17 protein-coding genes and 1 riboswitch are annotated in these 20388 nt (G+C 64.1%); of the genes, 12 read left to right on the plus strand and 5 right to left on the minus strand.

Annotation, left to right across the window (positions count from 1 at the left end):
* Nucleotides 1–31: 31 nt before the first annotated feature.
* On the minus strand, nucleotides 32–901 hold the full coding sequence (proC, locus tag F758_RS0101365) for a pyrroline-5-carboxylate reductase (RefSeq protein WP_051386599.1): 870 nt from the start codon (nucleotides 899–901) through the stop codon (nucleotides 32–34).
* Nucleotides 902–1052: 151 nt separating this feature from the next.
* Nucleotides 1053–1553: a type III secretion system chaperone family protein gene (locus F758_RS0101370; RefSeq protein WP_024506157.1), complete on the minus strand. Its 501-nt coding sequence runs from the start codon at nucleotides 1551–1553 to the stop codon at nucleotides 1053–1055.
* 512 nt (nucleotides 1554–2065) lie between these two features.
* Nucleotides 2066–2212, plus strand: a riboswitch (FMN riboswitch).
* 73 nt (nucleotides 2213–2285) lie between these two features.
* Here F758_RS0101370 and F758_RS0101375 point away from each other — a divergent pair.
* From F758_RS0101375 to F758_RS0101410, 8 genes are all read left to right on the plus strand, one after another.
* Nucleotides 2286–2942, plus strand: coding sequence for a 6,7-dimethyl-8-ribityllumazine synthase (locus F758_RS0101375; protein WP_024506158.1), 657 nt, complete (start codon nucleotides 2286–2288; stop codon nucleotides 2940–2942).
* A 97-nt stretch (nucleotides 2943–3039) separates the two neighbouring features.
* A complete protein-coding gene (locus F758_RS0101380; protein ID WP_024506159.1) occupies nucleotides 3040–4287 on the plus strand; it encodes an MHYT domain-containing protein in 1248 nt (415 codons plus the stop codon).
* A 288-nt stretch (nucleotides 4288–4575) separates the two neighbouring features.
* Nucleotides 4576–5439 (plus strand): FAD binding domain-containing protein, encoded by an 864-nt coding sequence (locus F758_RS0101385; RefSeq protein ID WP_024506160.1) that lies wholly within the window; start codon nucleotides 4576–4578, stop codon nucleotides 5437–5439.
* Nucleotides 5440–5452: 13 nt separating this feature from the next.
* Complete coding sequence (locus F758_RS0101390; protein WP_024506161.1) at nucleotides 5453–5953, plus strand: (2Fe-2S)-binding protein; 501 nt, start codon at nucleotides 5453–5455, stop codon at nucleotides 5951–5953.
* Nucleotides 5950–8373: an aerobic carbon-monoxide dehydrogenase large subunit gene (locus F758_RS0101395; protein ID WP_024506162.1), complete on the plus strand. Its 2424-nt coding sequence runs from the start codon at nucleotides 5950–5952 to the stop codon at nucleotides 8371–8373. The genes F758_RS0101390 and F758_RS0101395 overlap by 4 nt, the downstream gene beginning before the upstream one ends.
* Nucleotides 8374–8484: 111 nt before the next feature.
* Nucleotides 8485–9357, plus strand: coding sequence for an AAA family ATPase (locus tag F758_RS0101400; RefSeq protein ID WP_024506163.1), 873 nt, complete (start codon nucleotides 8485–8487; stop codon nucleotides 9355–9357).
* A complete protein-coding gene (locus F758_RS0101405) occupies nucleotides 9354–10556 on the plus strand; it encodes a vWA domain-containing protein (protein ID WP_024506164.1) in 1203 nt (400 codons plus the stop codon). Before F758_RS0101400 ends, F758_RS0101405 begins: the two co-directional genes overlap by 4 nt.
* A gap of 9 nt (nucleotides 10557–10565) precedes the next feature.
* Entirely contained in the window at nucleotides 10566–11396 is an 831-nt protein-coding gene (locus F758_RS0101410) for an XdhC family protein (RefSeq protein WP_024506165.1), read from the plus strand.
* 27 nt (nucleotides 11397–11423) lie between these two features.
* Here the strand turns inward: F758_RS0101410 and F758_RS0101415 are convergent, their stop codons facing one another.
* Nucleotides 11424–13205, minus strand: coding sequence for a CYTH and CHAD domain-containing protein (locus tag F758_RS0101415; protein ID WP_024506166.1), 1782 nt, complete (start codon nucleotides 13203–13205; stop codon nucleotides 11424–11426).
* 563 nt (nucleotides 13206–13768) lie between these two features.
* On the opposite strand from F758_RS0101415, the gene F758_RS0101425 reads away from it, so the two are divergent.
* The 4 genes from F758_RS0101425 to F758_RS0101440 all read left to right on the plus strand — a co-directional run bounded on the left by F758_RS0101425 (nucleotide 13769) and on the right by F758_RS0101440 (nucleotide 18336).
* Nucleotides 13769–14968 (plus strand): ABC transporter substrate-binding protein, encoded by a 1200-nt coding sequence (locus F758_RS0101425; protein WP_024506168.1) that lies wholly within the window; start codon nucleotides 13769–13771, stop codon nucleotides 14966–14968.
* Nucleotides 14969–14977: 9 nt separating this feature from the next.
* Nucleotides 14978–16711 (plus strand): FAD-dependent oxidoreductase, encoded by a 1734-nt coding sequence (locus F758_RS0101430; RefSeq protein WP_024506169.1) that lies wholly within the window; start codon nucleotides 14978–14980, stop codon nucleotides 16709–16711.
* Between the two features lie 5 nt (nucleotides 16712–16716).
* Nucleotides 16717–17472: an SDR family NAD(P)-dependent oxidoreductase gene (locus F758_RS0101435; protein WP_024506170.1), complete on the plus strand. Its 756-nt coding sequence runs from the start codon at nucleotides 16717–16719 to the stop codon at nucleotides 17470–17472.
* Between the two features lie 69 nt (nucleotides 17473–17541).
* A complete protein-coding gene (locus F758_RS0101440; protein WP_024506171.1) occupies nucleotides 17542–18336 on the plus strand; it encodes an IclR family transcriptional regulator in 795 nt (264 codons plus the stop codon).
* A gap of 259 nt (nucleotides 18337–18595) precedes the next feature.
* On the opposite strand, the gene F758_RS0101445 is transcribed toward F758_RS0101440, so the two are convergent.
* Together F758_RS0101445 and F758_RS0101450 are read right to left on the minus strand one after the other, a co-directional pair.
* A complete protein-coding gene (locus tag F758_RS0101445) occupies nucleotides 18596–19549 on the minus strand; it encodes a ribose-phosphate pyrophosphokinase (RefSeq protein WP_024506172.1) in 954 nt (317 codons plus the stop codon).
* 162 nt (nucleotides 19550–19711) lie between these two features.
* A complete protein-coding gene (locus F758_RS0101450) occupies nucleotides 19712–20341 on the minus strand; it encodes a hypothetical protein (RefSeq protein ID WP_024506173.1) in 630 nt (209 codons plus the stop codon).
* Between the last annotated feature and the right edge of the window lie 47 nt (nucleotides 20342–20388).

Raw genomic sequence — 20388 nt, forward strand, 5'->3', positions numbered from 1 at the left:
ATGCTTCGCATCGCCCCGGAATGACCGGAGGTCACTTCGCCAATTCCTTCGACCGCGCCGTGGCCGCGGCAATCGCGCGCGTCATCAGCTCCTGCAAGCCGTCCTCGCCCATCAGCACGGACAGCGCCGCCGCGGTTGTGCCGCCGGGCGAGGTCACGTTCTCGCGCAGTGCGGCGGCGGACAGGTCTGAGCGGTGCAAGAGTTCGCCGGCACCGGCCACTGTCTCGCGGGCGAGTTTTGCGGAAAGCGCCTGCGGCAATCCGGCGGTGACACCGGCGCGCGCGAGCTCTTCCGCGAGCAGGAACACATAGGCCGGGCCCGAACCCGAGACGGCGGTCACCGCATCCATCAGGTGTTCGTCGTCGACCCACTCGACCGATCCGGTCGCGCGCAGCAGCGCATCGGCCGTGGCCCGCTGCACGGCGCTGACATCTTTTGCCGGGACGGCCACGGTGATGCCACGGCCGATCGCGGCCGGCGTGTTAGGCATTGCGCGCACCACCGCGCCACCGCAGACCTCCTGCAACGAGGCGATCGTCATGCCGGCCATGATCGAGACGACGAGCGTCGCGGGGCCGACAAACGGTTTCAGCACGGCGCCTGCGTCGCGAAAGCTCTGCGGCTTGACCGCAATCACCAGCGTGTCCACCGTCGCCGTCTGTTTCGGATTGAGCGCAACGCCTTTGGCGGCGAGCGCGCTGATGTCAGCCGACGGCGCCGGCTCGATCACCGCGACGCGTCGGGGATCAAGGCCGCCGGCCAACCACCCAGTCAGCATGGCGCTGCCCATCTTGCCCGCACCAGCGAGCGCGATCGTGCCGTTGATGTCTTGTAAGGAAGAGGTGTTACTCACGATCTCACCGCGAATACCGCTGTCTTCCCGGCGAAAGCCGGGACCCATAAGCACAGGCGGTTGTAGTGAAGCACGGGGCCAGCGACAAGCATTAACGCGTCATTGCCGGGCTCGGCCCGGCTATCGATCAGCTAAGACTGATTACTTGATGGATGCGCGGGTCAAGCCCGCGTATGCCAACCGAAGGCTTGGCGAACGACTACGCCTCGCCCTCGGTGTCGAACATCGCCGCGGCCAGGGCTTCTGTCGTGGATTTGCCGGCCCAGACTACGAATTGGAACGCGGGAAAATAACGTTCGCAGGCGTTGAGGGCGCCGGCCAGCATGCTCTCGCATTGCCGGCTTGTGGCCGTCATGCCGCCCGGCAGCACTAAGGCCTGCCGATGCATGATCATGCCGGTGTGGGTCCAGAGATCGAAATGGCCGACCCACAATTGCTCGTTGATGCCGGCGATCAGTTGCTGCACCTCGGCCTTGCGCGCGGTCGGAATCTTCATGTCGAAGGCGCAGGCCAGATGCAGCGCCTCGATCTCGCTCATCCAAGTGAAGGAGAGCTGATAGTCGGTCCACTCGCCCTTGGAGACGATGGTGACCTCGTCTTCGCCGGAGCGTTCGAACGGCCAGTTGTTATCGGCCGCGATATCCTCGACCACCGAGAGCGGGTGCTTTGGGGAATCGACGATGCCTTCGAGCAGGGACATGCCGTCTCGACCTTTTCTTTTTCGATCTGTTGGTACACACGCGGCGACCGGTTCGCGCGCGCCTCCCGCGCGGTGCTGCCGGTTGCAACCCCGGGGGTCGGGCCTGCCGGGATCAAGTGATGTGATTTGCGGAATCCGCGCAACGGGGCCCCGAATCCGTCCACAACCAAAGGGGCGGCCGTCCACAGCACAATCGTTAACGGGAGAACAAACCGGAATCGGAATCGGCCTGGCAAGGAATCGTTAACTTTTGGGCCTGGAAGCCGATGTTGATTCGCTCCGCGCTCATCCTGCCTGCGGGGAGAGGTCGACGCGCGAAGCGCGGCGGGATCACGCCGACCCTCATAGTGCGAGCTTCGCTCGTCGCGTCCCCGCAAGAACGGTGAGAGGGAACGGCAGCAGCAATTCGCGCTCCCGGCATGGGAACCATGAGGATTTTCCATGCCAAAGCCGCTTGCTGGGATCGTGCGCATTCGCCATAGTTTCGGACAGGCCATCCATTCCGGGTGGCTTTAAGTTCTCAGGGCGGGGTGAAAGTCCCCACCGGCGGTAAGGGCTCCAAGCCCAAGCCCGCGAGCGCCTTCCCATCGAGGGAAGGGTCAGCAGATTCGGTGCAAATCCGAAGCCGACGGTTAAAGTCCGGATGAAAGAGAACGGTCGCGATGACCCGCGCTTTGGCGCGGGACTTGTCGTTCCGTGTGCCCTGATTCTGGTCCTGAAACGAGGAAAACCATGAATCAGATGTTGCAAGACCCCCAAGTCCAAGACTCCCAGCTTCAAAATCCTCAAATCCAAGGCTCTCAAATCCAAGGCTCTCAAATCGAAGAGTCCCAAGTTCTGGAAGCTTCCGCCCAAGGCGCCGGTGTGTCCGCCGGCGATGCACCGCCGCGGCCCCAGCACCCGCGTTTCGCAAAGCCGCAGCGCGTGGCCTTTGTGCAGTCCTCCTGGCATCGCGACGTGGTGATGGAAGCCCGCATCGCCTTTCTTGATGAGATCGAGGCGCGCCACATCGCGCGCGAGCGAGTGGACATTTTCGAGGTGCCGGGCTCGTTCGAAATCCCGCTGCATGCGCAGATCCTCGCCAAGACGCGGCGCTACACCGCGATCGTCGCGGCCGGACTCGTGGTCGACGGCGGCATCTATCGGCATGAGTTCGTCGCAGACACCGTGATCAAGGCGCTGATGGACGTGCAATTGCGCACCGAGGTGCCGGTGTTCTCCGCAGTGCTGACCCCGCAGCAGTTCCACGAGACCCAGGCGCATTTCGAGTTCTTCAAGAAGCATTTTGCGACGAAGGGCGTCGAAGTCGCGGAGGCCTGCGCCAACACGCTGCTCAGCCTGGAGCGGCTGCGCGGCCAGGTCGCCGCCGGGATCGTCGCGGGCGGTTAGGCCGCCACAATGGATTGATTGTCATCCCCGTCGCCGGGTTGGTAAGCTCGGCGGCGGGAGGAGGCTTGCCCGTGGCGACGGGTGGGCCGAAAAGATCATGTTCGAAGGACACGATCCCTATCTCGTCGCGCTCTCGGTGGCGATCGCGATCCTGGGAGGCTACACCGGTTTTGCGCTGGCAGCCCGCGTCCGCAATGCGGTGGGTGTCAGCCGCCGCGTGCTGCTGGCCGGCGCTGCCGCCTTTCTCGCAGTCGGCATCTGGACCATGCATTTCGTCGGGATGCTTGCGGCACCGATTCCCCCCGAGGCCGTCTATCTCGTCCTGCCCACCGTGATTTCCTTTCTGATCTGCGCGCTGGTGGTCGGCATTTCCCTGTTCTTCGTGTCCATCGGCGAACCGTCACTGTTGCGTGTGGTGTCCTCGGCCGTGCTGCTGGGGCTCGGCATCGTCAGCATGCATTATGTCGGCATCCACGGCCTTGCCGGCGATTTCGCGATTGCGCATGACGGCGCCATGGTCGCGCTTTCGGTACTGGTCGCGATCGTGACCGCCTACGGCGGCCTGCGCGCCTTCCTCGCGCGGCATGATGGCGTACGGCTGACCGCGAGCGCGATTGCCTTTGGGCTTGCCGTCTCTGGCATGCACTACACGGCGATGAGCGGTATGCATTTCGCGTCCGTGACGGTCGCGGCGCATCATCACGCGGCAATAGGGCTTGCCGCCTCGCCGCAAATCCTGTCGATCGTCGTGGCCGTGCTGTGCTTCGTTATCGCGGCGGGGTTCTTGCTGTCGCTGGTGCCGGATCCGCGGCGGCAAAATCTCGGGACAGCGGCGGAGCAGGTGAGTGCCGCCGAAGCCGTTGCTCTGCAGGCCGAAGCAACGCCGGTTGCATTGGCCGCGCCGCGGCTGACGGCGGCGCCGCTCGGCGGGCTCGGCCGGCCGCCGCGGCCTGCGCCGGCGCCAAGGCTTCCCGTCGAGGGCGCCGACGGCACCCACTTCATCGACACCGCCGATATCCGCAGCTTGCGCGCGGACGCCCATTACACGCGTGTTCACGACGGTACGCGGGAGCGGATGTGTCCCTGGTCGATCTCAGAAGCCGAGGCGCAACTCGATCCCGGCCTGTTCGTCCGCGTGCACCGCAGCCATATCGTGGCCATCCCGCATGTTACCCTGGTCCGCAAAGAGGGAGACGGCGCGGTCATCGAGCTCGACGGACCCTCGCCGCATCGCGTTCCCGTCAGTCGCGCCAAGATTGCGGAAGTCAAAGCCCGCCTCGGGCTTGTGCGCCGCAGCGCGCACGCGCCTCGGTCAACGCTGTCGCCGTCAAGCTCAACTTCGTAGATAGTTGAGCGCAAGCCTACGGGTTACCTCGAAGGGCGACGGCCCGGCTCTCACAGCGCGGCCGTTCATCCTTCGAGGCTCGCTCTCGCTCACACCTCAGGGCTGACGGAGCAACAGCCACGACCAATTAGGTCGCTCACTCTGACGCAATTCGTGCGCCGACGGCCGCATCTCGTGCGAATTTCGCGCCTTTGTGCCCGCATCATTGCGAACTCACTTATGCGGAGAGACCGTCTCCGCCAACGTCTGCGCGAATCCAACGCGTGCAAAGGACGGAGGGAGGAGACGATGATTCCCGGCACATTCAGCTATCACCGGCCCGCGAGTGTGGCCGAGGCGATAAACCTCTTGTCCACTTTCGGCGAGGAGGCTCGTCCGCTTGCCGGAGGCCACAGCCTCATCCCGATGATGAAGCTACGTCTGGCGACCCCCGGCCATCTGATCGATCTGCACGGGGTTGCCGGATTGACGGGCATCCGCCGGGACGACGACAAGATTGTCATCGGCGCGATGACCACCCAGCAGCAGCTGCTGGCCTCCAATGAGATCAGAACAGCCCTGCCGATCCTGCAGGAGGCCGCCGCCCTGATCGCCGATCCCCAGGTGCGCTACCGCGGCACCTTGGGCGGCAATGTCGCCAATGGCGACCCCGGCAACGACATGCCGGCGCTCATGCTGACGCTCGGCGCCACTTACCGGCTCGAAGGGCCGAACGGCGCCCGCAATGTCGCGGCGGGCGAGTTTTACCAGGGCGCCTATTTCACCGCGCTCGAGCCCGGTGAAATTCTTACCTCCATTACCATTCCCGCACCCGCGGCCGGGCATGGGTATGCCTACGAGAAGCTGAAGCGCAAGGTCGGCGACTACGCGACTGCAGCCGCAGCCGTGGTGCTGACGATGGCCGACGGCAAGGTCGCGAGCTGTGCGATCGGGCTGACCAACCTGCACGAGACGCCGTTGCTTGCCACCGACGCAGCCAACGTCGTGATCAGCACCGGCCTGGACGCGGCGACACTGAAGCAGGCAGCAGCCGCGGCGGAGGCGATCATGTCGCCCGCCGCGGACGCACGCGGGCCGGTGGAATACCGCAAGCATGTCGGCGGCGTCATGGTGATGCGGGCGCTGCAGCGCGCCGCCGGGCGCGCGAGATAAGGGAGAGAGATCAATGGCAAAGACCCGCATCAGCATGAAAGTCAACGGCACCGAGGTCGAAGGCTTGGTCGAGCCGCGCACGCTGCTCGTGCATTTCATCCGCGAGAACCTGCAGCTCACCGGCACCCACATCGGCTGCGAGACCACCCATTGCGGCGCCTGCACTGTCGATATCGAGGGCATGTCGGTGAAGAGCTGCACGATGTTCGCCGTCCAGGCCGACGGTTCCGAGATCACCACGATCGAGGGCATGGCCAACGCCGACGGCTCGCTGTCGCCGCTGCAGGAAGGTTTCAGGATGATGCATGGCCTGCAATGTGGCTATTGCACGCCGGGCATGATCATGCGTGCGCATCGGCTCTTGAAGGAGAACCCGGCTCCGACGGAGGAAGAGATCCGGCAGGGCATTGCCGGCAACATCTGCCGCTGCACCGGCTACCAGAACATCGTCAAGGCGATCCAATACGCCGCCGCCAAGCTCAACGGCGTGGAATTCAAGGAGGCTGCGGAATGAACGATGTGACTCCCACGCGGGAACAACGCACCGCCGCGCTCGAAGGCTTGGGCTGCAAGCGCAAGCGCGTCGAAGACATCCGCTTCACCCAAGGGAAGGGCAATTACGTCGATGACGTGACGCTGCCTGGCATGCTGCACGGCGATTTCGTCCGCTCGCCGCATGCGCATGCGCGCGTCAAGTCGATCAATTCGGAAGAGGCGATGAAAGTGCCGGGTGTGCTCGCGGTCATCACCGCGGAGACGCTGAAGACCGTCAATCTCGCCTGGATGCCGACACTGGCCGGCGACGTGCAAATGGTCTTGGCCGACGGCAAGGTGCTGTTCCAGAACCAGGAGGTTGCCTTCGTGGTCGCGACCGACCGCTATGCCGCCGACGACGGCGTCAGCAAGGTGGTGGTCGAATACGAACCGTTGCCGCCGCTGATCGATCCGTTCAAATCCATGGCGCCGGATGCACCGGTGCTGCGCGAAGATCTCGCAGGCAAGACATCAGGCGCCCATGGCCCGCGCAAACACCACAACCACATCTTCGAATGGACCGTTGGCGACAAGGAGCTGACGGATGCCGCGTTCAAGAAGGCCGATGTCACCATCAAGGAGCTGATCTCCTATCACCGCACCCATCCCTCGCCCTTGGAGACGTGCCAGTGCGTCTGCTCATTCGACAAGGTCAAGGCCGAGCTGACCATCTGGGGCACGTTCCAGGCGCCGCATGTCATCCGCACCGTGGTTTCGCTGATCGCAAAGCTGCCGGAGCAGAAGATCCACGTGATCTCGCCCGATATCGGCGGCGGTTTCGGCAACAAGGTCGGGGCCTATCCGGGCTATATCTGCGCGGCGGTGGCCTCGATCGTCACCGGCAAGCCGGTGAAATGGGTCGAGGACCGCATCGAGAACCTAACGGCGACCTCGTTTGCGCGCGACTATCACATGACAACCGAGATCGCCGCGACCAAGGACGGCAGGGTTATGGGCTTGCGCGTTCATGTGCTCGCCGATCACGGTGCCTTCGACGCCTGTGCAGACCCCTCGAAATGGCCGGCGGGTTTCTTCAACATCGTCACCGGATCCTATGACTTTCCGGTCGCGCATCTCACGGTCGACGGCGTCTACACCAACAAGGCGCCGGGCGGGGTCGCCTACCGCTGCTCCTTCCGCGTGACGGAGGCGGCCTATTGCATCGAGCGCGCCATGGACATCCTGGCGCAAAAGCTCGGTATGGATCCGGCCGAATTGCGGCTTAAGAACTTCATCCGGCGCGAGCAGTTCCCGTATCACTCGGCGCTGGGGTGGGAATATGATTCCGGCGACTATCACGCCGCGATGCGCAAGATGATGGAGGTGACGGATTACGCCGCGCTTCGCAAGGAGCAGGCTTCGAGGCGCGCGGCGTTCAAGCGCGGCGAGACGCGCGAGATCATGGGGCTCGGGGTCTCCTTCTTCACCGAGATCGTCGGCGCCGGGCCGTCGAAAAATTGCGATATTCTTGGCATCGCGATGTTCGACTCCTGCGAGATCCGCATGCATCCCACAGGTGCGGGCATCGCGCGCATGGGGACAAAGAGCCAGGGCCAGGGACATGAGACCACCTGGGCACAGATCATTGCGAGCGAGATCGGCATCCCCGCCGATAACATCATGGTGGAGGAGGGCAACACGGATACCGCGCCTTACGGGCTCGGCACCTACGGTTCGCGCTCGACTCCCGTTGCGGGCGCCGCGATCGCCATGGCGGCGCGAAAGATCAAGGCCAAGGCGCAGATGATCGCGGCCTACAAGCTCGAGGTGCACGAGGACGATCTCGAATGGGACATCGACGGCTTCCGCGTCAAAGGCCTGCCGGAGAAGTTCATGTCGATGAAGGATATCTGCTGGGCGGCCTACAACTCCGTGCCACCAGGCATGGAGCCTGGGCTGGAAGCGGTGAGCTATTACGATCCGCCCAACATGACCTATCCGTTCGGCGCCTATCTGTGCGTGATGGACATTGATGTCGATACCGGCGTCTACAAGATCAGGCGCTTCTATGCGCTCGACGATTGCGGCACCCGCATCAACCCGATGATCATCGAGGGCCAGGTGCATGGCGGCCTGACCGAGGCGTTCGCGATCGCGATGGGCCAGGAAATCCGCTACGATGACGGCGGCAATGTCGTGACCGGCTCGTTCATGGATTTCTTCATGCCGACCGCAGTGGAGACGCCGCATTGGGAGACCGATTTTACGGTGACGCCTTCGCCACATCACCCGATCGGCGCCAAGGGCGTTGGCGAGAGCCCGAATGTGGGTGGTGTGCCGGCATTCTCCAATGCCGTAAATGACGCTTTCTCGTTCCTAGGATCGACACACATCCAGATGCCGCATGACTATTGGCGCAACTGGCAGGCGGCGAAGAATTTGGGCGCCGTCGCGGCGTAGGCTGGTACGGTCGTCATTGCGAGCGGAGCGAAGCAATCCAGAGCCTCACGCGAGACTCTCTGGATTGCTTCGTCTCTCCGCTCCTCGCAATGATGAGGAGGCGTCGGGAGAATGAAAACAAAAGACGAGATCGCGAAAGCGCTCGCGACATGCGGCTACATCGCCGACGCCGAGCTTGCGACCGCGATATCGCTGATGCAGCTCCTGAGACGCCCACTGCTCCTGGAAGGCGAGGCGGGCGTCGGGAAGACTGAGGTGGCCAAAGCCCTCGCCGGCGTGCATGCGACCGAGCTGATCCGCCTGCAATGTTATGAAGGGCTGGATCAATCCTCGGCGCTGTATGAATGGAACTATCAGCGGCAGTTGCTGGCGATCCAGGCGCACCATGGCGCCGACGCCGACACGATCGAGGACCAGATCTTCTCCGAGAAATATCTGCTGCAACGGCCGTTGCTGGCGGCAATCCGCCAGGAAAAACCGCCGGTGCTTCTGATCGACGAGATCGACCGCGCCGATGACGAGTTCGAGGCCTTCCTGCTGGAGCTGTTGTCCGATTTCCAGGTCTCTATCCCCGAGCTCGGCACCATCACCGCAGCCTCAATCCCGCACGTCGTGCTCACCTCGAACGGCACGCGCGAGCTCTCCGACGCGCTCCGCCGGCGCTGCCTCTACCATTATGTCGATTATCCCGACGTCGACCGCGAGGCGCGCATCATCATGGCGCGGATCGACGGCGCCTCCGCTTCGCTGTCGCTGCAGATCGCGCAGATGGTCCAAGGCGTGCGCAAGGAGGACTTGCGCAAGGTGCCGGGCGTCGCCGAGACGCTGGACTGGGCGGCGGCGCTGGTCGGGCTCGACATCCGCGATCTCCATGACCTTCCGGAAGTCGTGCACGAGGCCCTGATGTGCCTGCTCAAGACGAAGGAGGATCGCGCGCGGATGACGCGCGAGGTCATCGACCGCCTGTTGGGGAAGGTCGCATGAGCTGCTGCGGCGATAATCCGCGTTTCGCGGAGATCGATGAGGTCTCGTGCCTCTCCGCGCAAAAGCTCGCCGCCTTTCTGCGGACGCTGCGCGACAACGGTTTTGCGGCCGGACTTGCCGAGGGGCAGGACGCCGCGGTCTTGATGGCTTCGGGTTTCGCCGCGAGCCCCGGCCTGTTGCGGTCGGCGTTGAAGCATCTGTTCTCGGCGCGCAAATCCGACTGGGACAGATTCGACGGGTTGTTCGATGCGTTTTGGCTCGGCAAGCGCGTGCGGTCGCGTTCGAGCACAATGGGCGCGACAAAAGCGGTGAGCAGTCCGTCGCTGAAGAGCCTACAGGACAAAGGCGCGCGCGACAGTCCCTCCGTGAGCGACCAGGTGCCATCGGCCGGTGGCGCGCCGGAAGGCCGCGGCGGCGAGGGACGTATGGAAGGCGCCTCGCGCGCGGAAAATCTCGGCGAGACCGATTTCCGCAATTTGGCCGATCCCGATCAGGTGGAGCAGGCCCATGCCGCCGCGGCGCGGCTTGCAAAGGCAATGCGCACGCGGCTGACACGGCGCGATCTCGCGCGGCGGCGCGGCTATCGTCTCGATCTCAGGCGGACCATTCACCGCAATATCAGTCACGGCGGCGTGCCGATCTCGCTCGTCAAGCGCCGACGCAAGATCAAGCCGCTCCGACTGATCGTGTTGCTCGATGCCTCCGGCTCGATGAGCATGTATACCGGCGTGTTTCTGCGCTTCGTCCATGGCGTGCTCGATGAATTTCGCGAGGCCGAAGCGTTCCTGTTCCACACCCGGCTCGCCCACGTGTCAGATGCGATGAAGGAAAAAGACGCAGCCCGCGCGCTCGACCGGCTGTCGATTCTGGCGCAGGGCGCGGGCGGCGGCACCAGGATCGGCGAGAGTCTCGCGACCTTCAACCGCCACCATGCTGCGCGGGTCATTCATTCGCGTAGCTGCGTGATGATCGTCTCCGATGGCTATGAGACCGGCGATGCCAAGCTGCTCGGCCGCGAAATGGCGGCGCTGACAAAACGCTGCCGCCGCATCGTCTGGCTCAACCCGATGATGGCATGGGAAGGTTACACGCCGGTCGCTGCCGGCATCCAAGCCGCCCTCCCGCATGTCGATCTCTATGCGCCCGCCAACACGCTGAAAAGCCTGGGCGCGCTCGAGCCATATTTGGCCAAGCTCTAGGAGTGCGTCATGACCGCCCATGTCGATGTGATGGATCTGGTCGCGCAAATGAAAGCCGCCGAACAGACATTTGTATTGGCGACCGTGGTGCGCACGGTCTCGGTGACCGCGGCCAAGGCCGGGGCGAAGGCGATCATTGCGCCCGATGGCACGGTGGTGGCGGGCTGGATCGGCGGTGGCTGCGCCCGCGGTGCGGTGCTGAAGGCGGCGTGCGAGGCGCTCGCCGACGGCGAGCCGCGCATGGTCTCGGTGCGGCCGGAGAACTTACTCGCCGAACTCGGCGTGAAAGCGGGCGAGCACCGCGACGGCGTGCGCTTTGCCGTAAATTTTTGCCCGAGCAAAGGCACCATGGACATTTTCGTCGAGCCGGTGCTGCCGCATCCTTCGCTGGTTGTTTTCGGCGCTAGCCCCGTCGCGCTGTCGCTTGCGACGCAGGCGCGGCAGCTCGGCTATCACGTGACGCTGGCGGCTCCTGCGGCGGATCGTCCTTCAACGATCGATGCCGACATGCTGATCGACGGCTTTGCGCTGGGCGAGTTGCATCAGGCCAGGCGCTTTGTCGTGGTCTCGACGCAAGGCAAGGGCGACGAGGCGGCGTTGCGCGCAGCGCTCGCCACTGAAGGCTGTTATCACGCCTTCGTCGGCAGCCGCCGCAAGATGGCCGCGCTCCGCGACAGGCTGCTGGCGGAAGGCATCGCCAACGAGATGATCGACCGCATCAAGGCGCCGGCGGGCCTCGATCTCGGCGCCATCACACCGGAGGAGATCGCGATGTCGATCCTTGCCGAGATCACGGTCGAGCGACGACGAGGGCAGCGGCAAATCAGCCAGGCGGACTAGCGATCGCATATTTTGGCATGTCGTGGATCACGCTTCCGCTTCCCGCAACCAGGGCGGCTTCGCTTTCACGAAATCGCACCATGCGTTCCATAACCGCGGCTCGGAACCGGCCATGGCGTGAGCCTGCCACCCCGTAATTGCGGCGGCTGCCGTGCCGCAATCCGAGGTCTCCGCACCGAGCCCGGCAAGCAACGACGCCGTCGTCGCCATGTCGTTGAAGGAGCCGAGTTGTTCCTGTAGCTCCGCGAGCTTGGCGCTGAAGCGTTTCGTCGCCTTCTTTCGCCCATACAAGGGCAACAGGAAATCGGCGACATAGCGCAATTTCTTCACGGCGAGCCGCAAGCGGTGCCGCTCTTCGGCGTCCAGCGATTTGAAGCGGCGGCCGCGCTTGAGTACCTTGGCATATTGATCGGACAGGATGCGTCGCGCGAAATTAATCGCGGGCTCCGCCAGTTGTCCGAGATCCTCGGGAGCAATGTCGCCACGCCAGCCTCTCGTTTCGATCCAGCCGCCCAGCTCAATCAGGAAATGCGCGCAGCGGCGGTCGGCCAGCACGAAACGCACGTTGCGATAGGCCGCCGAGCGGCGCTCCTCGGCAACCTCTTCCAAATTGTCGAAGCCGCCGATCGAGGGACAGCCTTTCGCGACCTTCGGCAACGTCTCGCCTTGAAAGATGTCCCAATCGCGCGCGGCCGAGAGGCTTTGCGCCAGCCATTTTGCTTCTGACTGCAGCGATTCGAGCTTGTTGTTTGCCCCGACCGATCGCATCAAATGCAGCGCCGACCGGAGCCGGCGCAGCGACACGCGCATCTGATGGATGCCTTCGGGATCGCGGCCATCCTCGGCGGCCGGCAGCGACTGCAGAAGATGGCCGAGACAGGAGCGCAGCGTCGTCGCGAACGCGTCATCCAGCGGGATCGACGGGTCGAAGCGAAGCTTTGGCGGTTTTCTCGCGGCAGGTGGCGTGTCATCCGCCAGATCAAATCCGCGTGCGGCCTTGCTGCGGATCGACGGCCTGACCGGCCCATGCTCGGCGAGCCGGAGCGCGAGTTCGTAGATCGCGCTGGCGCTGCCGCCCTTCAACTCCAACTCGATTTCGCTCAGAGTGAGCGAGCGATCGTCCGATTTTAGAACGCCCTGATCGAAAGCAATTTCGACGGTGCCGGATGGCAACTCGATGATGCGCTGGTGTCGCCGGATATCGGCAATGAAAACCGCTTCGAGCCGGTCGGATTCGACGTCGGCGCGAAGCTTGGCCGGAATGAAGGGCATCGCAAGCGCGAGATCGGGCGCCATGGATGGGACGCTCGCCTCCCACTCGCCGCGGCGGAGCGGGTCGTCACCGGATTCGGCCTTGACGGTCTGCAAACAGCGCGCGCCGCTCTGGCGAACCCGCAAGCTCAGGCCGTTGCGCCAAAGCGTCCGCTCCGGCGTGTCGTAGTACACGGACTTGAGATGCTTTCGCGTGCCCTTGCTGCGCGCGTTCGTCGCGATAACCGGCGCGTCGTTGAAGTCCGCCAGCCGATCGGACTCGACAAGGAGCTTGAGTTCGAATTCGCTGCCGCGTGGCGCGGTACCGTTTGGCGAAGAAGCGTCCGATGCCGCTTCAATTCTAGCCGGCGTTTCCGCCGGAGTTGCTTCGGTGGACGTCAGCTCTTCAACGGGAAGCTCGGCTGCGTCTTGCTTCGTGGCAGACGTTGCAGACTTTCTTGTCTGCCTTCTGCTTGGTGGCGGACTGGCATCGTCCTGGAGCCCGGTCACGGCGCGCAAGCCTTCACCGGCGAGCGCTATCGCATCGTTTTCAGGCATTCTGTGATTGTGTGACAGTTTAATGACAGTTCGCACCATATACCGGATTCGACCCGAAAGAAAGGACGACGACGATCCGTCGCAAGCGGGGAGCGCGATTGCGAGTGATTTGCGCGCTGGCAGTTGCGTTACTTTCGAATTCGCTGCGGTCGTTCGGCTGTTTGCAATCGAAATTGCGTGCACGCAAATGTCAGTGGCGCCTGCGAGGCTGATGCGCCCGAAACGAGACGACGGGGTGGTGATACTCGAGTTGATCACTGAGCCGATCACGTGCTGCGCGCGGAAATCGCGCAATAACTGAAACGGGCTCGTCCAACTCCGAGCTTCGCGTTTCCCATTGTCGCTCCGACGCGAAGTGAACATTCGGCGAGAAGACCGTCGACCCGATACTCGCGCCGCAGCACAGGAACTTGGACCGTAGCTCGTTACCGAGACCACGCTCATCGGGGCTCGATGGGGGTACCCATTCTCCAAAGATCGAATTCATGATTGACAAACGAATTTGATAATAGCTAATTCGCAGTATCCGCCGCAGAGCGGGCGAACGTAAGGGAAGGAAACTCATGAGACGGCTTCTGGCTTGCGCCATCCTCGCAAGCCTTGCATCGACTGCGCACGCGCAGATTTCCGACGACGTGGTGCGGATCGGCGTCCTCACCGACCTTTCGAGCTGGGGCCGCGACAACTCCGGCCCAGGCTCGGTCGAGGCGGCCAAAATGGCCGTGGAGGAATTCGGGCCCACCGTGCTCGGCAAGCCGATCGAGATCATCAGCGCCGATCATCAGATGAAAACCGATGTCGGCGTGCAGATCGTGCGCGGCTGGTTCGACAACGGCAAGGTCGATGCCGTCGTCGATATTCCAAATTCCGGGATTGCGATTGCGGTCCACAACATGGTGCGCGAGCGCAACAAGATCGCGCTGTTGTCCGGCCCGGGCGCGAGCTCCCTCACCGATGAGCTGTGCAGTCCCAATACGGTGCACTTCACCTACGACACTTACGCGCTGTCGAAGGTCACCGCCTCGGCGATGATCAAGGAGGGCGGCAAGTCCTGGTTCTTCGTCACGGCCGATTATGCTTTCGGTCATCAGCTCGAGGCCGACGCCACGCGCTTCATCAAGGGGATGGGCGGCACCGTGCTGGGCAGCGTGCGTCATCCGACCAATACTGCCGATTTCTCCTCCTTCGCGCTGCAGGCGCAGAGCTCGAGGGCCGACGTGGTCGCCTTTGCCAATGCCGGCCAGGACACCGACAATGCGATCAAGCAGTCCGGCGAGTTTGGCCTCGCGCAAGGCGGCCAGAAGCTCGTCGGTCTCCTGATGTTCGACACCGACGTGCATGCGATCGGCCTGAAAGCCGCGCAAGGCACCTACATGACGACGGCGTCATACTGGAACATGGATGAGGCGACCCGTGCCTGGTCGCAAAAATTCTTCCAACGTGTGCATGTGATGCCGACCATGATCCAGACCGGCGTTTACGGCGCGGTGCTGCATTATCTGAAGGCAATCAAGGCCGCCGGTACCGACGATCCAGCCAAGGTGATGGCCAAGATGCGCGAATTGCCGATCGAGGACACTTTCGTGCACGGCGGACGCTTGCGCGAGGACGGGCGCGTGATCCGCGACATGTATCTGGCAAAAGTGAAATCACCCGAACAATCCAAGGAGCCCTGGGACTATCTCGACATCGTCAAGACCGTGAAAGGCGAGGACGCTTTCCGCCCGGTCTCCGAGTCGAAATGTCCGCTGCTGAAAAAGTGAGGGTGCGCGATGGGTGCGATCATCGACAACACAGGCGAGACTTACGAGTGCGACGTGCTCGTCGCCGGATCGGGATGCGCCGGCATGGCCGCGGCGATCACCGCGCGGCATCGCGGCCTCGACGTGCTTGTTGTCGAGAAGGAGCCACGCTTCGGCGGCACCACCGCGCGCTCCGGCGGCTGGTTGTGGATTCCCGGCACCTCGCTCGCGCGCGCCTACGGCATCAACGAGTCGCAGGATGCCGCGCGCACCTATCTGCGGCACGAGGCCGGCAACAATTTCGATGCGGCGAGGGTCGATGCCTTCCTTGCGGCAGGCCCCGAAGCGGTTGACTTCTTCACGACAGAGACCGCGCTCCGCTTCGACATGCCACTGGTGTTCCCGGATTATCACGCGGAAGCACCGGGCGGGGCGCAAGGCGGCCGCTCCATGGTGACGCGTCCCTTCGACGGGCGCGAGCTCGGCGAGCACATCAAGAATCTGGGCGCGCCGCTCCCCGAACTCACCGTGTTCGGCATGATGCTCGGCTCGGGCAAGGAGATCATTCACTTCATGCGTGCGACGCGCTCGCTGACCTCGGCGGCTTACGTCGCAAAGCGGCTGTCGCGGCATCTGCTGGATGTGCTGCGCCATGGTCGCGGCATGACTTTGACCAACGGCAATGCGCTCGCGGGGCGGCTGGCGAAATCTGCACTCGACCTGAAGATACCGCTCTGGCTGTCATCGCCGGTGCGCGAGCTCATCGTTGAAAGCGGCGCGGTGCATGGTGGGATCGTCACGCGCGAGGGCCGCAGCGTGCACGTGCGCGCACGGTGCGGCGTCGTGCTCGCCTGCGGCGGTTTCCCGCATGATGTCGCGCGACGCAAGGCGATGTTTCCGCATGCGCCGACCGGCGCGGAGCATTTTTCGCCGGGACCCGTCGGCAACACCGGCGACGGATTACGGCTCGCGGAGGCCGCGGGCGGCCGCATCGAGGATCGCCTGCCGAATGCAGCCGCCTGGGTGCCGGTCTCGCTCACGCGGCGCAAGGATGGCTCGCGCGGGGTGATGCCGCACTTCATAGACCGCGCCAAGCCCGGCGTGATCGCCGTGATGCGCGACGGCAAGCGCTTCGCCAATGAAGGCAATTCCTATCACGATTTTGTCCAGGACTTGATGAAGGCGGCAAAACCGGGCGAGGAGATTGCCGCGTTCCTGATCTGCGATCACAAGACGTTGCGGAAATACGGCCTCGGCTGCGTTCCGCCGTTTCCGATGCCGCTGGGCCACCATCTGGGCTCAGGCTACCTGATGCGCGGCTCAACACTCGCCGAGCTCGCCGGCCAAGCCGGAATTGACGCGAAGGGTCTCGCCGAGACCGTGGCGCAATTCAACGCCACGGCAGGTGAAGGGCGCGATCCTCTCTTTGGCAAGGGCACGCGTGCCTATAATCGCTACCAGGGCGATGCCCTGCACGGGCCCAACCCTTGCGTTGCGCCGATCGCAAACGCGCCATTCTATGCGATCAAGATGGTGATCGGCGACCTCGGCACGTACGCCGGGATCGTCACCGACGCAAACGCGCGTGCGCTCGATGCCGAGGGCCGCGTGATTCCGGGGCTTTATGCCGCCGGCAACGACATGGCGAGCATCATGGGCGGCAACTATCCGGGCGCCGGCATCACCCTCGGGCCTGCCTTGACCTTCGGTTACATCGCCGGTCGGCATCTGGCCGACAGCGCGGCGGAAAGGAGCGCGGCATGAGCATGATCAGCGATCTCCTCGCAGGCAAGCGTGCGTTGATCACCGGGGCGGCCCACGGCAACGGGCGAGCGATCGCGCTCGGGCTCGCCGCGCATGGTGCCGACGTGGTGGTCAGCGACGTCGATCTCGAAGGCAGCGAGCGCACGGCGGGGGAGATCCGCGAGGGCGGCCGCGCAGCCTGGGCGTTCCGGCTCGATGTGACGGATCCGGAAGCCTGCAACGCGCTGGCCCGCAGCGTGGCGCGCGACATCGGTCCGATCGCGATCCTCATCAACAACGCCGGCATCATCATCCGCGAGGGGATCGACTCACCCCATGCGCCTGAAAACTGGCGGCGCGTGCTCGACGTCAACCTCACCGGCGTTTTCAACGTCACCCACGCCTTTCTACCCGCGCTGCGCCAGACGCGCGGCGCGATCGTCAATCTCGGCTCCATCGCCTCGTTTGTCGGCGTCGGCGGCACGCTCGGCTATGCGCCGTCCAAAGGTGGCATAAAGCTCCTGACGCAGGCGCTGGCACGCGATCTCGCGCCTGACGGCATCCGCGTCAATGCCATCGCGCCGGGCGTGATCGCAACCGCCATGACGCAAGCAACGCGCGATGATCCGGCGCGATTGGCGTCGTTCATGAGCCGCACCCCACTCGGCCGCGTCGGCGAGCCCGACGAGTTGGTCGGACCCGTGGTGTTTCTCGTCTCCGACATGGCATCTTATGTGAACGGCGCGACACTGCCCGTCGACGGAGGATTTCTGGCGGTGTAACGGCATGTCGAGAGCAGATCAGCCTCGCTGATGGGGCCGATGCTCAAGGCGAACGGCGAACGGGGACACATGGCCAGGCAAAGCCGCGGCATCCAGTCGATCGAGGTGGGCGGGGAATTGCTCCGCGCCCTGGCGCGCAGCGGCGAGCCGATGATGCTGCGCGATCTCGCGCGCGAGGCCGGCATGTCGCCGGCAAAGGCGCATCCCTATCTTGTGAGCTTTTCCCGGATCGGACTGATCGAGCAGGATGAAACGACCGGCCGCTACGAGATCGGCGCGCTCGCGCTCGAGCTTGGCCTGATCAGCCTGCGCCGGCTTTCGGCCGTGCGGATCGCGACGCCGAAGATCGCTGCACTCGCCAGCGCCATCAAGCATGCCGTCTCGCTCTCCGTCTGGGGCACCCATGGCCCCACGGTGGTCCGGCTGGAGGAGCCCAGCCACCCCGTCCATATCGTGATGCGCGTCGGCTCGGTGATGGCGCTGCTTGAAACCGCCACGGGCCGCGCCTTTACAGCGTTCCTGCCGCCGAAGATCGTGAACGCCGCGCTCGAAAGCGGCCTCGATCATCTCGGCGTCGGCTACAACCCGAAGCGTGCACCGAAGAGTCCGAAAGTCGCCGAGATGCTCGCCGAGGTCCGCACCCACGGTCTTGCGCGCGCCATGGGCGATCCGTTACCGGGCGTCAACGCTTTCGCAGCTCCGGTCTTCGACCACGCCGGCCATGTCGCGCTCGTCATCACCGCCATGGGCCCGGAAGGCACCTTCGACGCAAGCTGGGACGGCCCGATCGCGAACGCCTTGCGCTCCTGCGCGGAAGATATTTCGAAGCGGCTGGGATACGGGACGGCGTTGGCGGCGGGGTGAGCAGTGTGGCTCGGCTTCAGTAGGTCTCAAGCGGCAGCCATCAAGAGCGTCGAGCTTTGCAGCAGTCTCGGGCGCAATGTGTCGCCAGATTGCGGGCTCGCGCCTTTTCGATCGTCATGCCCCGCGCATGCGGGGCATCCAGTAGCCGCGGCTTCTCAACTGAACCTCGACCTCTCTGGAATACTGGATCGCCGGTCGAGCCGGGCGATGACGGCTGAACGAAGGGCGCTTGAAATGCCGATAGCAAAACGGGCGAGGTTTAATCGAACAGGCTCGAAACCGACTCTTCCGCCGCAGTGCGCCCGATGGCTTCTGCGATCAGCGAGGCGATCGAGAGGGTGCGGATGTTGGGCGCGTTGCGTACCGCCTCGGTGGGCTGGATTGAATCGGTGATCACCAGTTCCTTAAGACGCGAGGAGGTCACGCGCGTCACCGCGCCGCCGGACAGGACGCCATGGGTGATGTAGGCATAGACGTCCTTGGCACCGTGCGCGAGCAGCGCGTCGGCCGCGTTCACCAGCGTGCCGCCGGAGTCGATGATGTCGTCGACCAGGATGCAGGTGTAGCCCGCGACGTCGCCGATCACGTTCATGACCTCGGATTCGCCGGGCCGCTCGCGGCGCTTGTCGATGATGGCGAGCGGGGTGTTGATGCGCTTGGCGAGCCCGCGCGCGCGCACCACGCCGCCGACATCGGGCGAGACCACCATGACCTTGGCAAGGTCAAAGCGGTCCTTGATGTCGCGCACCATCACCGGCGAGGCAAAGAGATTGTCGGTCGGGATATCGAAGAAGCCCTGGATCTGCATCGCGTGCAGGTCGAGCGTCATCACGCGGTCGGCGCCGGCATGCGTGATCAGGTTCGCAACCAGCTTGGCGGAGATCGGCGTGCGCGAACCTGACTTGCGGTCCTGCCGGGCATAGCCGAAATACGGCACCACCGCGGTGATGCGGCGGGCGGAGGCCCGGCGCAGCGCATCCGTGATGATCAACAGCTCCATCAGGTGGTCATTGGCCGGGTAGGAGGTCGATTGCAGGATGTAGACGTCCGACCCGCGGACGTTTTCCTGGATTTCGACGAAAATCTCCATGTCGGCGAAGCGCCGCACCACCGCCTTCGTCAAGGGCAATTCAAGCCATCCGGCGATGGCCTGAGCCAGCGCGGGATTGGAATTGCCGGCAACGAGCTTGATGGCGCCATTCTTGGCCGACATCGAGAGTTCTCCCCGCGGCGTGGAGACAACGTTCAACATATCGGGTTTCCCCGTGGAACCGGCTAAATTCAACGGGGCAGGGAATATCAGGGAGATAACGCAGATGGCAACCCGCCGGTGCGGTTTTCCCGGCCAAAAATCCCTCTGTCGGGCGAGATTTGACTAACGATCCGTGTAGCTGAGCGGCCCGAGACCATCGCCGCCCGATACCGGCGCGGTGGGTTCCGCGCTGGCGATCGCCGGACCCGATTTTGGTGTCGCGGGCGCCGGAGGCGGAGCATCTTCCGGCATTCCATTCAGCATGCCGGAGAGCCCGCTGAGACCTGCTTGCGCGATCTTGTGCAGGACCAGGTCGTCGGCGGCCGCCCAAGGATCGTTGCCAGCCTTGCCCGCCTGCTCTTCGCCTGAGAGCCGTAGCGCGCGCTGCTGATCGCGGTCATAGACGTCCCAGACCCAGGCGATCACGGCGCGGCCGCGCACCACCTGCGCTGCAAGATAGCTACGCACGCGGTAGGCGGCCTGCCCTTCGCGGGACACGACGGAGAGGTTGCGCAGCTTGCTCTCGCTGTCGAGCACGCCGACCATGCGGTCGAACACCTGCGGCGGCGGGCCGTCGATCGATTCGAATGCAATCGTGGGGCCTTCCGTCGTCGCCATTGCATAGGCGCCGCTCGGGCCCGCACTGCCGGCACAGCCGCCGAGTGCGCCTGCTGTTGCGAGCAGAACCGCAGCGAAACAAGCGCGCAGGCCGACACGGCTCGCCCGCTCCAGATGAATTGACGCTTCCCTCATTGAGAGGAGCGATATCGTTAAAATGCATTAACGTCTAGGGCGCTGGC

The sequence above is a fragment of the Bradyrhizobium sp. ARR65 genome (assembly GCF_000472385.1).
Lineage (GTDB): Bacteria > Pseudomonadota > Alphaproteobacteria > Rhizobiales > Xanthobacteraceae > Bradyrhizobium.

Bases quoted from the DNA above. Each gene is read 5' to 3' on its own strand.
- proC (WP_051386599.1), bottom strand. From the start codon at position 901: ATGGGTCCCGGCTTTCGCCGGGAAGACAGCGGTATTCGCGGTGAGATC.
- F758_RS0101370 (WP_024506157.1), bottom strand. From the start codon at position 1,553: ATGTCCCTGCTCGAAGGCATCGTCGATTCCCCAAAGCACCCGCTCTCG.
- F758_RS0101375 (WP_024506158.1), top strand. From the start codon at position 2,286: ATGAATCAGATGTTGCAAGACCCCCAAGTCCAAGACTCCCAGCTTCAA.
- F758_RS0101380 (WP_024506159.1), top strand. From the start codon at position 3,040: ATGTTCGAAGGACACGATCCCTATCTCGTCGCGCTCTCGGTGGCGATC.
- F758_RS0101385 (WP_024506160.1), top strand. From the start codon at position 4,576: ATGATTCCCGGCACATTCAGCTATCACCGGCCCGCGAGTGTGGCCGAG.
- F758_RS0101390 (WP_024506161.1), top strand. From the start codon at position 5,453: ATGGCAAAGACCCGCATCAGCATGAAAGTCAACGGCACCGAGGTCGAA.
- F758_RS0101395 (WP_024506162.1), top strand. From the start codon at position 5,950: ATGAACGATGTGACTCCCACGCGGGAACAACGCACCGCCGCGCTCGAA.
- F758_RS0101400 (WP_024506163.1), top strand. From the start codon at position 8,485: ATGAAAACAAAAGACGAGATCGCGAAAGCGCTCGCGACATGCGGCTAC.
- F758_RS0101405 (WP_024506164.1), top strand. From the start codon at position 9,354: ATGAGCTGCTGCGGCGATAATCCGCGTTTCGCGGAGATCGATGAGGTC.
- F758_RS0101410 (WP_024506165.1), top strand. From the start codon at position 10,566: ATGACCGCCCATGTCGATGTGATGGATCTGGTCGCGCAAATGAAAGCC.
- F758_RS0101415 (WP_024506166.1), bottom strand. From the start codon at position 13,205: ATGCCTGAAAACGATGCGATAGCGCTCGCCGGTGAAGGCTTGCGCGCC.
- F758_RS0101425 (WP_024506168.1), top strand. From the start codon at position 13,769: ATGAGACGGCTTCTGGCTTGCGCCATCCTCGCAAGCCTTGCATCGACT.
- F758_RS0101430 (WP_024506169.1), top strand. From the start codon at position 14,978: ATGGGTGCGATCATCGACAACACAGGCGAGACTTACGAGTGCGACGTG.
- F758_RS0101440 (WP_024506171.1), top strand. From the start codon at position 17,542: ATGGCCAGGCAAAGCCGCGGCATCCAGTCGATCGAGGTGGGCGGGGAA.
- F758_RS0101445 (WP_024506172.1), bottom strand. From the start codon at position 19,549: ATGTCGGCCAAGAATGGCGCCATCAAGCTCGTTGCCGGCAATTCCAAT.
- F758_RS0101450 (WP_024506173.1), bottom strand. From the start codon at position 20,341: ATGAGGGAAGCGTCAATTCATCTGGAGCGGGCGAGCCGTGTCGGCCTG.